Raw genomic sequence first — 12,270 nt, 5'->3', positions numbered from 1 at the left:
CAGGCGGTGCATGTGGGGGTGTTGCTGGGGCCACCCGGGGGATGGCGGCGACGGGCCCAAGGAGCGGACGCTTCGCGCGTCCGCCAGTCACCTGTAGATCTTGCCGGGCTCGGCCTTGGAGGGAGCGAGCAGCTGGGAGACGGTCACGAAGGTGTAGCCCTGCTTGCTGAGTGCCTTCAGGATGGAAGGCATGGCCGGCACGGTGCCCTTGTGCAGCGGGTGCAGCAGGATGATCCCGTCGCGGTCGGCGCCCGCGAGCACGCGCTTGGTGATCAGCGCGGTGTCGTCCGTCTCGTAGTCCTTCGCGGTCACCGTCCACAGCACCTGCGCCATCCCCAGTTCTTTCGAGACCTTGGAGACACGGTCGTCGGTACGGCCCTGGGGCGGGCGCATCAGCGTCGGCTCGCTGCCGGTGATGCCGGAGATGGCCCGTGCCGTGCGGCGCAGCTCGTCGCGGATCTGCGCATCGGAGACATCGGTCAGCACCGCGTGCGTCCAGGTGTGGTCCCCGATCTCGTGGCCCTCCTTGGCGATCCGCCGCACCACATCCGGGAACTTGGGGATCCGCCGGCCCTCCAGGAAGAACGTCGACGGCGCCTTGTACTCCTTCAGGAGATCCATCAGCCGGTCGGTGGGTTCGCCCGGGTTGCCGTCGAAGGTGAGCGCGATGCACTTGACCTTCCGGCAGTCAACCTGCCCGGACGGTACGGCCGCTCCGGACGCGGCCCGGTCACGTTCCTCGCGCGGGGAGACCGTCTCCATCTTGTTCGCCTGGATGACCATGACGACGGTCACCGTCACGGCCGCCACCACGGCCAGAGTCAGGGATATGAGCAGGAGAGGTCTTCTCTTCAGGATGTTCACCCCAAGGAGAGGACTTCAGCGCCGGAAAAGTTGCCCAGAGGCCTCAGTGGTGAGGTAGAACACATGTGCGCAGCGCGTTTCCAGTGAGCCGCGCGCACCTCGGCTGCGATCAGCTGCAGCGCCTCCGCACGTGCTCAGCTGCCGACGACGGCGCCGGTGTGCTTCTCGCCGGGCACCGCCCGCTGCTGCGGCCGCCCGCCAGGCGGGCCACCTCGACTGCCGCCCGCGCGACGCCGGCCTGGACACCATGTCACCGCGGTCCGCGCCCAAGCCCGCGAGCAGGCGCAGCCCGTCCGCGCCGCGCACTCGTGGGAGGACGAGTCCTGGAAGGGCTGGTGGGGCGACAACCGCCCTACCACCACGACGTCCTCGTACACACCCACCATCTGCGCCCGACACTGGAGATGGCCGGCGGAACGACCTTCCACTTCACCGACGAGCCGCTGGAGACGGTGCTGCAGCGCGCGTTCGACGCCGCGGGCGGCAAAGACGTCCGGATCGGCGGCGGCGCCGTGGTCATCCAGCAGTATCTGCGCGCACGGCTGATCGACGAGCTCCACCTCGTGATCGCACCGATGCTCATCGGACGCGGGGAGCGGCTGCTCGACAATCTGGCCGACGGGATCGACGGCTACCGGGTGTCCGAGCTGGTCAGCTCGCCGACCGTCACGCACGCGGTCCTGGTGCGGCGCTGAGGCGCGGGGTCAGGGGTCGCGGGTGGGTGTGCCGCCGCGGCCGCCGGGGCCTCGGCGGCGGCCGGCGCCAGGGCCAGGCTGAGCGAGAGGAACCCCGGCCGATGCCCGGCCGGGATTCCTCAAGGCGGTGAGTACCGGTCAGCAGGTGGAGTCGCCCACGCCGTAGACCGCGGGTCTACGCGTCGGAGGACCACACCGCATCGCGATCACCGTGGATCGGGCGGATCAGCGCTGCAGGGTAAGGACACCCGGCCGCCACGGCAGCAGGTTGTAAGGGGTGTCCGGCGGTGTGTTGGGCGACAGGCCCTGGTAGAGGAGCTGCAGGTTGCAGGGGTCGATGGTCATGGTCTGGTCGGGGTTGTTGCGGACCAGGTCGCCGTGGCTGATGTCGTTGGTCCAAGTGGCACCGCTGTTGGCCTTGCCCGCGAAGGGGTTGGACTCGGTGGCGGCCTGCGGGGTCCACGAGCCACTCAGGCTGGAGGCCGTGAACGAGCGGAAGTAGCGCTGTTCACTCGCACCTCGCGCCTCGACGATCATCAGGTACTGGTTCTGGCCCTGGACCTTGTAGACCTGCGGCGCTTCGAAGAGGTTCTTCACCGTGTCGCTCATGACCGTCGTGTACGACGAGCCGAAGCTGCCCGGGAAGTTCCCGATCGGCATGCTCGCCCGGTAGATGCTGCCGTTGTCGCCGGCGAAGAACAGGTACATGTTCTGGCCGTCGGCGATCAGGGTCTGGTCGATCGGGGCGGCGCCGCCGGGGAGGCTGCCGGTGAACAGCGCCTGCGGCGCGGACCAACTGTTGGGGTTGGTGGGGTCGCTGGACGTGCGGTAGAAGAAGGGCCACTGACCCCACTGGGACGCCAGCACCCAGATGTTCTTGGGCGCGAAGTAGAACAGCGTGGGCGCCACCGTGCCCTGGTTCATCCCGGTCTGGCCGGCCGACGCCATGTCGGACCAGTTCGTGAAGGGAGCGAAGCCCATCGAGCCGTACGACCCGGATTGGTTGACGGTCGAGCCGTAGACCAGGTGCTTGCCGTTGTACGTCACGTTGGTGAAGTCCTTCAGCGAGACCCAGCCGTTCGCCGGCTGCGCCAACGGACCGGTCGAGCTCCAGCGGTACGTCGACGGAAGAGAACACGTGCTGCCTGTCCCGGACAGGCCGGTCCACTTCTGGTTGCTGCCACCGGTGCAGTTCCAGAGCTGCACCGCCGTGCCGTTGGCCGTGGCTGCGCCCGACACGTCCAGGCACAGCCCGGACTCCACGCCGACGACCGTGCCGTCGGAGTTCACCCGCCACTGCTGGTTCGTGCCGCCGTTGCAGGACCAGATCTCCACCTTGGTCCCGGCCGTGGTGGCGTGGCCCGGAACATCCAGGCACTTGTTGCCGTAGACGGTCAGCTGATTGCTGTCCGTCAGCGTCCACTGCTGGTTGGCTGCGCCGTTGCAGTCCCAGATCTGCAGGAGCGTGCCGTCGGTCTGGCTGGCGCCCGGTACATCGAGACACCGACCGGCACCGACGCCGCGTAAGGCGCCGCTGCTGGCGGCCTGAGCCGGGCCGGCGACGAGCATCGCCGCCAACGAGACCAGGACCGCTATCGCGGCGGCGAGCACCGCGGAGGGACGTCTGCGGCTGAAAATACGTCTGCGCATGGAGACCTCGTCATCCTCGAGCAAGCGGTTCCGATTGACCCCGACGGGGGCTTTGCGGTTGGGCTGTGCGGACTGTCGATGCGGTGCAGCTGTGGCGCCGTTCGCTATGCCGAACAAAGGTCGAAGAGTCGAGCAACCGGATCATAGAGAACCCCTGATCGGCGTCAATAGCTCTCACACAATTCGCGAGCCGAAAACATTCGCAGGCCGAAATCGGGTGGTCTCAAGTTCCATGGTGGCGCGGCGCCTGGTCCCGCCTCCGGTGCGTCCGCGGAGGTCACGCGCCTGCCGCCACAACTCCCACCCGCCGCCGTGGTCGTCGACGGCCGTCCATCCTGGCACCGGGATTACCTGCTCCGAGTGGGGCGGGCTTGCCTTCAGACAAAGGTGCACGCCGAGCCCGCTTCTGCGACTCACCCCTGATACGCCCGGAACGGCACGGCGTTCTCCAGAGCAAGCTCACGCCACGCGAGGTACTTGCCGATGTCCGGATCACGGATCAGCTCCCGATTGATCTGCGTCCCGTCCGGGCGGTAGTTGAGGTGTACGGCAGTCGTCTCGTCGAACATCCAGAAGTCCTGTTCCGGCAACCCGGGATTCGGCCGCTCGGTCACATCGAGGATTCGGTAATCCTCCCCGGCCTCGACGTTTCCGGGGATGCCCCACGCGAACAGATAGCGGCTGTACGACGAGAGGGGGCGCCGAACGATCTTTGCGCGGGTCATCGTCAGCCCCGCCGCCGCGTTGTCCCGGATGGTCTGGTGCCACGCCTTGTTGAAGTCCGTCGGGATCGGTTCCCCGGAGCGGAAGGCGCGGAACGTCTCAGCCTCGCCGTGCATCGTGTACGTCTGGTGCACTTCGAGCCGGAACGCGGACCGCTTGAAAATCGCGGAAGTACGCCTTCCAGTCGTCGCCGTCCAGGTACACGGGATCGGAGCCGGTGTCAGGCATGTGCAGCCTCCTCAGGGCGAATGCGTGGAGTTGGCGCGGGTCGTCAGCTCGATCCGGCCGGTCATCAGGACGTCGTGGTTGGCGAAGAGCGCGTCGAGGGTGAAGCGGCGCCGGATGTACGCCGTCCAGGTCGCGTCCGGCAGGTTGGTGTAGGCGCTGACCATCCGGGCGCGGCTGGCCTGGGTGAGAATCCATCGGGCTTGGTCCCCGCCGGTCGTGCGCCCGCCGAGGTCGCGCGCCAGCTGCCACAACTCATCGCCGTCGTAGTCGAGTTCGTCGCCGTCTTCGTGGACGACGGTGACGAGCCCGATGTCGCCCAGGCCGCGCTCGTCACTGGACTGGGTCGTGTAGGCGACGGTGAGCTTTTCGAGCGGGAAGACGGTCAGGCGGCTGGTCGCGGTCAGCTCGGTCAGGGGCACGGGGGTGAGTCCGATCTGGCGCAGGGGGAGCGAGCGGGCCGACCGGGAAGACCGACCCGCCCAGACGGGGAGTGCTTACGGGAGGGCGCTCAGCAGCACGGGCCGTCGCCGCAGCAGGCGGGCGGGTTGCAGTCGGCCGCCGTACCCCATAGCCGTTCGTCGACCTCGAAGCCGGCCGCGCGGATCTTCCCGACCACATCCGTCATCAGGCCGCGCGTGCGCGTCTTGCTGTTCGGCTGGTGATGCAGGAAATAACCGAACTGCTCCTGGCACCAGTTGGCATACCAGTCGGTGTGCAGGATGAGCGTGTGCCAGCCGGGATCGACCTGCTGGGAGGGGGCCATGGCGGCCCCCTCTCCGGTCGAGCCCATGACGTACACCAAGGCGAGGGCCTGATCCATGACGCGGTCGGCGACGCTGCGTTCGAGCCCGTACTCGTCGGCGCAGAAGGCGGCGAGCAGGTCGAAGTCGGGGTCGGTGACGAGGGAGCGGCCGGTGCGGATTGGGGTGGCGACGGTGGTGGTCATCGCGTCGCCTCCGTTGCGTACCGATCCGGACTTGACGGGGTTGTGCAGAGCACGGAATCACCTCAGAGTTGGAGGACCTTCGGGTAGACCTCTCCCTGAGTGCCGAATTCCTATCGAAGCTCGGGGAGAGGGTTTTTGCCCTCGCCGCCGAACTGGTGCGCGTGTCTGACACGCTTCCGATACGGCAGCGAGAATCCGTAATGCCGAAATCAGGCAGCGGCGCGCAGCGCCAGCCTTCGGCGGCCATTGGCGACAAGGGAGCGAACAGCTCCGGGGCGGCAGAGATCACCGTCGTATCGCGGCGGCACCACCCAGTAGATTCCGGGTGGTTCTCGACGGTCGATGCGCGGGACACCGAGGTAGGTGCCCGCCCCCAGGCAGGGCGCGTCCTGGTTCTGGTCCATCTCCTGGATCACGCCCGCGCCCCAATTGATCAGGGCGTAGTACATGGCTCCCGTGTTCCGGTGATCGTGGATGACAGGACCGTGCAGCAACTTCCCAAGGGCATCGGCCACTTGGTCCGCGTCCGCGCTGCTGACGGCGGCGTACACGAGATCACCCGGCAGCCGAACCGCGCAAAACAGTTTGCCGAGAGGGAGGAGCGTCACGCCTTGCCTTGCCCACTCCGCGTGGGCCCGCTGCGGTACCGGATGCGCCCGGGCGAGCCATTCAGAGATCAGTCTGTCCATGTCCGCCGACGTCAGCACGGTAGCTGCCCTGGTTGGGCCAGTCCGGGCCCTCGCAAATGCTGCACATCGTCTCGATCGGCGGCACTCGTGTTGGTCGCTGCGTTGAGCAGCGGTGGACGTCCGTTCTGCTGTGCAGTTACGGCGAATTGTTGAGCAAGGGCCGTTGCCTCTGCGCCGTTACGCGGTGGCTCGTCGCTGTTCTTGAAGACGACCAGGTGCCCTTCGCACCCGAAGAGTGCCATCGCTTCCCTGAGCTTTGCTCTGGCCTTGCTTGCCACGGCTGCTCACTCCTCGTTGCTGCGTTCCGTGACAGTCACGCTACGAACGGTGGAGAAGCTCCCTCAATGAACGTGCCAGAACTTGCCGACGATCACCCGAGTGAATCGATGGCCGACGTGATCAGTTCACGCGCTCCCGAGCCGTAGACCGCCAACTTGGAGAGCTCGGTGAAAGTCTGCGCGTACAGGTTGATCTCATGGGTCTGCGTGATGGTCAGGTGCGCGGAGACGAGTTCGACGTTGGCCACTTCCGCGTCGTAAAGGAAGAAACCTTCCACAGGCCAGATGTGGGATCGATCGGCGGTCAGCGGGATGATTCCAAGGGAAACCGAAGGCAGGGAAGCCGCGGTGAGCAGGTGGCCGAGCTGGCCTGCCATGACCTCGGGGCCGCCGATGCGATAACGCAGGGCGGCCTCCTCCAACACGATCGCGAAGCTGTGGTTCCCCTCGTGGACGACGTGCTGCTTGGCGAGGCGGACACGTACCGCTTCCACCACGTCATCGGCCAACTGCCTGCGATCGCGGATCGACTTCAGCAGAGCCTCGATGTACGGGCCGGTCTGCACGGGGCCTGGGATGAGCCAGGACGAGTAGATGCGGAATCGGCGAGTGCGTTCCCAAAGTGGGACCACCGACTCTTGTGCACGTCGCAGCCCGGTTCGCTCCATGCGCCGCCACTCCACGTACATGCCGTCGATGCCGCGCGCGGTCGTCACGAGATCGTCGGCAATGTGCGGCACGCCGCAGTGGAGTGCCCACGTCCGGAGATCGGCTTCTGAAGGGCTGCGAGACCCGCTCTCGTAACGGGAGCACTTGGACTCGTGCCAGCCTGCGAGGACGGCCAGCGCCCGCGCGGTCAGGCCGGCGTCGAGCCGGATCTCGCGGAGGCGCTGGCCGAGAGCCTTTCGGGCTTCGTGAACGCTTGAGGAAGGGGACGACATGACGTAGAAGTGGGTCTCTTCCCCTATCGATCAAGCGAGTTGGTAGTCGGCGTGCGGGATGCCCAGCTCCCAGACCCCTTCAAAGGCGCTTGCGCACAGTTTGATCTCCTCGGGGTCAGTGCTGAGCACGGGGTCCAGCCATTCGCCCTCGCCGTCGAAGTGGTTCACCAGCAGCAGGGATGAGTCGAACAGCCAAAAGTCGTTTCCCGGCAAGGCTATGCCGGTGGCCCTGCGCCGAGGGAGCCAGCGAACTTCTTCGCCAGCGGCGATGTTCAGGCCATTCGTCACCGCGTGTTCGAACCTGATGTACTTGCTCACGGGTTCGGAGACGATGCGGGCTCGGCGGACCTTGACGCCCCGGCGTGTTGCTTGTGAGACCAGGGTCAGCCAATCGGCCCACCTCTCGGCGGGGTCGATGGCGACGCCGGCAGCCCAGTCGAGGTAGGACGGGTCCGACTTCATGTAGGCGTCCCGCATCTCCAGGTGCACCGCCGACTCCCGGCAGTCGCGGAACAGTTCCTCAAACGTCGGAACCGTGCTCACGCTGTACCTCCAAGAAGAACTGAACCATGCGTCGCGGGATCTCCACGACGGACTCATGGCCGGGGATGTCCATCTGGCCCAGTCGCTCGTCGTCCAGCACCTTCCAGCCTTGTACAAGGTAGGTGTTCTTCTCGTCGTCCAGATACACCGTGGGGGAGCCGCCGCTGGGGCTCTCAGGATCCTTGCCGAGATTGCGCAGGGTCATGCTGCCGACCTCCGTCATGGGGGTGATCTGTATGCCAGAGCGTGCCGTAGGGGCACCTGCAACGGACAGGAGCTTGCCGGAACTTGCCAGTGGGCTGCTGTGTGCCGATCGGGGCTGTACGTTGCCTTCCTTCCGTCAGCCAGTAGTGATCGAAACGAGTTCTGCGAGACTGCCGATCTGCCAGTCCGCGGCTGCCGCCACCTCCAAGTCATCGGCCCAGAAGCGCCCCCAAGGTCCGCGCCGAATATGCGCCACACGCAGGCCGGCCGCCTTCGCGGGGAACACATCGTTTGCTGGATGATCACCGACGTAGACCGTCCTTCGTGCTGTGGCTCGCGCCGCCTCCAGCACGTGCTCGAAGAACTCCGGCTGCGGCTTGGCGACCTCCCACTCGCCTGAAGTCGCGATCAGGTCGGCGGGCAAGTCCAGACCGCGCAGCAACTCGCCCACACGGGAGGTCTGGTTTCCGGCGATGACGACGCGGATCCCGGACATGCGGAGGGCGGACAGCGTTGGCCGGACGTCGTCGTACAGATCCGATTCATCGAGGAACTCACCGCGTCCTACGGCTTCGCGAGCGCTGTACTCGGCAGCGATGTCGATGCCCGGTCGGGCGAGGCGTACGGCATCGGCGTTGTCACGGCCCTGAGTGACGACGGCTCCGACGAGTGCAGAGAGCGTATGGCGGGGCACACCGAGCCAGTCGGCCCACGAGTGCCAGTAGCGGTCGTCGCGGATGATGGTCTCGCCGACATCGAAGACGATGGTCTCAATCACTCCTTGAAGCCTACGGCGCTTCGCCTTGGTCCGTGAGGAAGCCGAAGCAGCACTCATGAACTGCAGCAGAATGCGCGTGGTGTGCCGCAGGCCTGGATTGCGCGCACTCACGGCTCACACCCACTAGGCGGGCGCAGGGCAGTCCAAGCAGCGGAAAGCTCTAGGCGTGCTGCCCGCGGTGGTGCTGGCCTCGAACTCAGAGAAGCCGCCGCTGCTGTTGCGATACACCACGCCGATCCCGTGCTCGGCCAGCAGGTTGCGGAGGTCCTCGCGGGGGAGCTCGGGGGTGAGAACCATCAAGTGGAGGGGCTGGCTGTGGGCAATGCTCCGCAAGTGGTGGCGTGCTAGAAGGAGTTGAGCCATGGCTTCCGCTATCGACTCGCTGGCCGCACTCCCCGTCGGTTCATAGACCGTGTTACTGGTTGGGTTATAGAGCTCGAGCATGAGTTGAGCCGTTGCGTCGCGCATCGACACCTCAAGCTGGCCGATCGTTTCTCCTGCAGCCAGAGAGCTCTCTTCGAAGCTGTCCGCCAGGTCATCGCGAGTAGCAGCCACGTGGTCGGCGTCGGACAACTGTCCCCGCTGGCGTTTCTGACGTCGATAAGCGCGGGGGAGCTTGGCCGCGGTGCGGTTGAACCGGGAGCGGGGATTGGTGGTGCGCGGGAGGGTGTCCTCTTCCCGTCGGACGTACGGGCCGGTGGGGCGTAAGCGGAAGACGATTACATTGCGATCTACGCCTAATTCATCCTTAGCTCCCCTTATTTCGAACGAATTGCGCTCATCGACCTTGAATTCACCTATGTACATATGTGTCCGGGTATCGCTACCGGCGACCTTGCCCACGGCGATGAACAGGTGCAAGGTTCGACCCATTTCGGCGTGCTCCAGGATTGACCTGTTGCCGCCCGCCAGGGCCTGATCACCGCGTTTCCCGACTCCGGTATAGGTAAATATCGGACCGATGTCATCATTCTCGGCAAGCCACCCGTCCCGATATCCGAAGCCTTCGCCGGCCTTGCTGTCGGAGAAGATGAGGACGTTCCTCTTCTCGACTGCTGGGCAGATTCCGGCGAAGCCGGATCCGCCGAGCACGGGATGTATTTCTGCGCGCGTGAGGATCTGGCCGGGGCGAAACCCGGATGTGTGGGTCGTCATGATCCGAGGCTAGTGGTTTCACTGCGCACGGAGTGGCAGCTCTGAGGCGGGTCGCACGTGATGCCATTGTGATGGCGCCCCGGCCCAGGTGAGGATGGCGGCATGGGTGACGCGACGGCGACGGTCTTAGCAGGTTGTATCGGACTCATAGCAGCAGTCATCGGGGCGGTGATCGCGGGCAGGTACGCCGAGCGAGGAGCAAAGGTAGGCGGCCGTAAGGCGGTTGAGGCCGCGCTTGCACAGGTTCACGGGGAAGCGGCAGCGGAGCACTGGCAGTGGGTGCGCAGCCAGCGATACCAGTCCTTCGCCTCTCTTCTCACGGCCTACACGGCTCTTGATGAAGTGCTCGCACGCATCACACCTGAGGTCGTGGGTGGAGCCCCACTTGATGTAGCAACTAGAGATGAACTGCGGCGAACTGCGCTAGAACTGCAAGACAAGACGAGCCTATTGGCGCTGTGGGGGCCGGATGAGGCAAGGGGGCTGGCGTACGCCTTGACGCGGACGGCCGTTGCGACCGTCAGTTCGTTGCTTCAAGTGGAGAGAGCAACCTCCGAAGGGCGTAACCCAGACTGGTCGAGCTATGAACAGGCGAGGAGTGGGATGACCGATGCCTATGCGACTTTCCTACAGAGAGCCGGGGAGATAATTCGCGATCCTATGCAGACCGTCAGTTGACGCCGCTCACTGTCTGGGCAATGGCGCCTATGAAGTTCATCCATGTGACCCTGCTGAGGGTGAGTTGCGGCCCCGAGGCGACCTTCGAGTCGCGCACTGCGATGACTCCGGCCAGCGTGGCCATCTCCAAGCACTCACCCCCCATACCGTTGCTGTAGCTGCTCTTATGCCACTGGATGCTGGACGACGGCATCATCGGGAGTGCTCCTCCAGGAGTCTTGAGATGAGCAAGGTCGAACGCTGAGGGCTCAGCGCCAAGGCCCTGAGATGGTCGAACGCTTTCGTGTAGAGGGCTACGTCCTTGGCCTCTTCGAGGTAGACCGAATCGGTAAGCCCCTCTCGGTAGACCAAGTCTTGGTCCTCTTGCTCCGGGAAGCCGAGGATCGTGTACGACCCCGTGGTGGGGTAGGCACCCGCGTCGAACGGCAGGACTTGGACGGTCACGTTCTTCAACTTGCCGATCTCCAGCATACGTTCGAGCTGGCGGGTCATGACTTGGCGGCTGCCAACCACGTGCTGCAGTGCACTCTGGTGCACAACGGCCCACAGGTCGGGCGCGCTCTCGCTGGTGAGCAACTCTTGGCGACGCATGCGGACGTCGACCATGCCCTGAATGTCCTCGGCGGTGTGGTCGACCCACGCGCGGCACTGCTCGGCTGCGTACTCAGCCGTTTGCAGCAGGCCAGGGATGAACTCTGCTTGGTAGCTACGCAAGTTGGAAGCTGCTTGCTCGAGGCCGACATACACGGAGAACCAGGCCGGGATCGCGTCGCCGTGAGCATGCCACCAGCCCTTTGTCTTGGACTCCTTGGCCAGCGACTTCAGGAGATCGCGTAGCTCGTCGGCGGTCCCGTAGAGGCGGCATAGGGCGTCGACATCTGAGGGCTGGACGCGTCCCTGTCCCGTCTCCATGCGGCTGACCTTGGAGCTGCTCCAGTCCAACTCCTTGCCTACCTGGCTACACGTAAGGCTGCTCTCCTCGCGTAGCCGCTTGAGCTCGATCGCAAGTCGGCGACGGCGAGCCGTGGGAGATCCGGCCATGTCAACTCCTTGTGGATTAGCGGAAGGTCCATCCCATCGGAAGGGGCGGGAAAGGCCAATCACCCTAAAGAGGGAATCCCTTCATGCATGTTGCATAGAGGGACACTCGCTGCAACTCTGTCACTCGGAGTCATCGAGTGATGCGCTGTGCGCAACAGTGTGTGGCGAAAGGTGGACGAGGATGATCTACGTGAGCGGCCGCGTCGGACGAGAGCCCTGGCAGCACGCTTTCGTTGCCCAACCGAGTGAAGTCGCCCAGCTGAGAAAGACGTTGAGGCTTCGGCTCATCCTGTGGGGGCTGTCCGATCAGGTGGATGCTGCACAGATCTGTGTATCGGAGCTCGTAACCAACGTCATTCGGCATGTCGGCGAGGGAACGCCCACAACGCTCCGTATGACGCTGAGTGAGTCATATCTACGCCTGGAAGTCGAAGATCCCGACGCGCGGGCGCTGCCCACTTTGCTTGCCGCCAGTGCCGCTCTGGAGTCGGGGCGGGGGATGGCACTCGTCGATGCTGTAACCGACCACCGGTGGGGTGTGATTCTGCGCAGCAATTCCAAGGTGGTGTGGTGTGAGCTCGCTGCCGGTGCCTTCGTCGCCGGTGGTCAGGCAAATGGCCCTCGGGTCAGGCGGGCTGAGGCGATCCTTGATCTGTATGGCTCCTGGCCACTTGCGCACGGCAGGGCGATGGCAGAGGGAGGCAGTCTGCTGAGCGCCGCAGCGGCAGAAGAGGCTGCCATCGGTGTCATGGCCGACGTGCTGCACTGGCTGAGTGCGCACGGCTATGACCCCGATGACGTGCTCGACCGAGCTCAGACTCACTTTGAGGCTGAGCTCGGTGAGGTCGTATGAAGGT

16 protein-coding genes are annotated in these 12,270 nt (G+C 65.2%); 3 read left to right on the top strand and 13 right to left on the bottom strand.

Translation table 11 applies throughout. The features are described from left to right. Nucleotides 1–87 precede the first annotated feature (87 nt). A complete protein-coding gene (locus ACWCRD_RS14220; protein ID WP_450966122.1) occupies nt 88–864 on the bottom strand; it encodes a polysaccharide deacetylase family protein in 777 nt (258 codons plus the stop codon). Between the two features lie 335 nt (nt 865–1,199). On the opposite strand from ACWCRD_RS14220, the gene ACWCRD_RS14215 reads away from it, so the two are divergent. Then, nucleotides 1,200–1,559 carry a dihydrofolate reductase family protein gene (locus ACWCRD_RS14215; RefSeq protein WP_450966121.1) on the top strand — a complete coding sequence of 120 codons (360 nt, stop codon included), beginning with the start codon at nt 1,200–1,202 and terminating at the stop codon, nt 1,557–1,559. Between the two features lie 225 nt (nt 1,560–1,784). Here the strand turns inward: ACWCRD_RS14215 and ACWCRD_RS14210 are convergent, their stop codons facing one another. From ACWCRD_RS14210 to ACWCRD_RS14165, 10 genes are all read right to left on the bottom strand, one after another. Next, nucleotides 1,785–3,209, bottom strand: coding sequence for a non-reducing end alpha-L-arabinofuranosidase family hydrolase (locus ACWCRD_RS14210; RefSeq protein WP_450966120.1), 1,425 nt, complete (start codon nt 3,207–3,209; stop codon nt 1,785–1,787). A 413-nt stretch (nt 3,210–3,622) separates the two neighbouring features. Beyond that, nucleotides 3,623–4,048, bottom strand: a complete 426-nt coding sequence (locus ACWCRD_RS14205; RefSeq protein WP_450966119.1) for a DUF6879 family protein — start codon at nt 4,046–4,048, stop codon at nt 3,623–3,625. Nucleotides 4,049–4,171: 123 nt separating this feature from the next. Next, the gene (locus ACWCRD_RS14200; RefSeq protein WP_450966118.1) at nt 4,172–4,579 is read right to left on the bottom strand and encodes a hypothetical protein; all 408 of its coding nucleotides are present in this window, start codon (nt 4,577–4,579) and stop codon (nt 4,172–4,174) included. 89 nt (nt 4,580–4,668) lie between these two features. Beyond that, on the bottom strand, nt 4,669–5,106 hold the full coding sequence (locus ACWCRD_RS14195) for a hypothetical protein (RefSeq protein ID WP_450966117.1): 438 nt from the start codon (nt 5,104–5,106) through the stop codon (nt 4,669–4,671). A 209-nt stretch (nt 5,107–5,315) separates the two neighbouring features. After that, on the bottom strand, nt 5,316–5,795 hold the full coding sequence (locus ACWCRD_RS14190) for a hypothetical protein (RefSeq protein WP_450966116.1): 480 nt from the start codon (nt 5,793–5,795) through the stop codon (nt 5,316–5,318). 370 nt (nt 5,796–6,165) lie between these two features. Continuing rightward, nucleotides 6,166–7,014 carry a helix-turn-helix domain-containing protein gene (locus ACWCRD_RS14185; RefSeq protein ID WP_450966115.1) on the bottom strand — a complete coding sequence of 283 codons (849 nt, stop codon included), beginning with the start codon at nt 7,012–7,014 and terminating at the stop codon, nt 6,166–6,168. Nucleotides 7,015–7,044: 30 nt separating this feature from the next. Further along, entirely contained in the window at nt 7,045–7,557 is a 513-nt protein-coding gene (locus tag ACWCRD_RS14180; protein WP_450966114.1) for a DUF6879 family protein, read from the bottom strand. Then, the gene (locus ACWCRD_RS14175) at nt 7,535–7,762 is read right to left on the bottom strand and encodes a hypothetical protein (protein ID WP_450966237.1); all 228 of its coding nucleotides are present in this window, start codon (nt 7,760–7,762) and stop codon (nt 7,535–7,537) included. The genes ACWCRD_RS14180 and ACWCRD_RS14175 overlap by 23 nt, the downstream gene beginning before the upstream one ends. Before the next feature lie 135 nt (nt 7,763–7,897). Then, nucleotides 7,898–8,536, bottom strand: a complete 639-nt coding sequence (locus tag ACWCRD_RS14170; protein ID WP_450966236.1) for an HAD family hydrolase — start codon at nt 8,534–8,536, stop codon at nt 7,898–7,900. A 126-nt stretch (nt 8,537–8,662) separates the two neighbouring features. Continuing rightward, nucleotides 8,663–9,694: a hypothetical protein gene (locus ACWCRD_RS14165; protein ID WP_450966113.1), complete on the bottom strand. Its 1,032-nt coding sequence runs from the start codon at nt 9,692–9,694 to the stop codon at nt 8,663–8,665. 102 nt (nt 9,695–9,796) lie between these two features. On the opposite strand from ACWCRD_RS14165, the gene ACWCRD_RS14160 reads away from it, so the two are divergent. After that, a complete protein-coding gene (locus ACWCRD_RS14160; protein ID WP_450966112.1) occupies nt 9,797–10,372 on the top strand; it encodes a hypothetical protein in 576 nt (191 codons plus the stop codon). On the opposite strand, the gene ACWCRD_RS14155 is transcribed toward ACWCRD_RS14160, so the two are convergent. Then, nucleotides 10,365–10,565: a DUF397 domain-containing protein gene (locus tag ACWCRD_RS14155; RefSeq protein WP_450966235.1), complete on the bottom strand. Its 201-nt coding sequence runs from the start codon at nt 10,563–10,565 to the stop codon at nt 10,365–10,367. The two genes, ACWCRD_RS14160 and ACWCRD_RS14155, sit on opposite strands and share 8 nt — an antisense overlap. Continuing rightward, nucleotides 10,565–11,413: a helix-turn-helix domain-containing protein gene (locus ACWCRD_RS14150; RefSeq protein WP_450966111.1), complete on the bottom strand. Its 849-nt coding sequence runs from the start codon at nt 11,411–11,413 to the stop codon at nt 10,565–10,567. The genes ACWCRD_RS14155 and ACWCRD_RS14150 overlap by 1 nt, the downstream gene beginning before the upstream one ends. Nucleotides 11,414–11,594: 181 nt before the next feature. Between ACWCRD_RS14150 and ACWCRD_RS14145 the strand changes: the two genes are divergently transcribed. Beyond that, a complete protein-coding gene (locus tag ACWCRD_RS14145; protein WP_450966110.1) occupies nt 11,595–12,266 on the top strand; it encodes an ATP-binding protein in 672 nt (223 codons plus the stop codon). Nucleotides 12,267–12,270 lie beyond the last annotated feature (4 nt).

The organism is Streptomyces sp. NPDC002092 (genome assembly GCF_053593775.1).
This window is presented reverse-complemented; position numbering and strand designations above follow the sequence as displayed.

Excerpts from the sequence above, each read along its gene's own strand:
- ACWCRD_RS14210 (WP_450966120.1), bottom strand. The coding sequence starts at position 3,209 with ATGCGCAGACGTATTTTCAGCCGCAGACGTCCCTCCGCGGTGCTCGCC.
- ACWCRD_RS14205 (WP_450966119.1), bottom strand. The coding sequence starts at position 4,048 with ATGCACGGCGAGGCTGAGACGTTCCGCGCCTTCCGCTCCGGGGAACCG.
- ACWCRD_RS14195 (WP_450966117.1), bottom strand. The coding sequence starts at position 5,106 with ATGACCACCACCGTCGCCACCCCAATCCGCACCGGCCGCTCCCTCGTC.
- ACWCRD_RS14190 (WP_450966116.1), bottom strand. The coding sequence starts at position 5,795 with ATGGACAGACTGATCTCTGAATGGCTCGCCCGGGCGCATCCGGTACCG.
- ACWCRD_RS14185 (WP_450966115.1), bottom strand. The coding sequence starts at position 7,014 with ATGTCGTCCCCTTCCTCAAGCGTTCACGAAGCCCGAAAGGCTCTCGGC.
- ACWCRD_RS14175 (WP_450966237.1), bottom strand. The coding sequence starts at position 7,762 with ATGACCCTGCGCAATCTCGGCAAGGATCCTGAGAGCCCCAGCGGCGGC.
- ACWCRD_RS14165 (WP_450966113.1), bottom strand. The coding sequence starts at position 9,694 with ATGACGACCCACACATCCGGGTTTCGCCCCGGCCAGATCCTCACGCGC.
- ACWCRD_RS14160 (WP_450966112.1), top strand. The coding sequence starts at position 9,797 with ATGGGTGACGCGACGGCGACGGTCTTAGCAGGTTGTATCGGACTCATA.
- ACWCRD_RS14155 (WP_450966235.1), bottom strand. The coding sequence starts at position 10,565 with ATGCCGTCGTCCAGCATCCAGTGGCATAAGAGCAGCTACAGCAACGGT.
- ACWCRD_RS14150 (WP_450966111.1), bottom strand. The coding sequence starts at position 11,413 with ATGGCCGGATCTCCCACGGCTCGCCGTCGCCGACTTGCGATCGAGCTC.
- ACWCRD_RS14145 (WP_450966110.1), top strand. The coding sequence starts at position 11,595 with ATGATCTACGTGAGCGGCCGCGTCGGACGAGAGCCCTGGCAGCACGCT.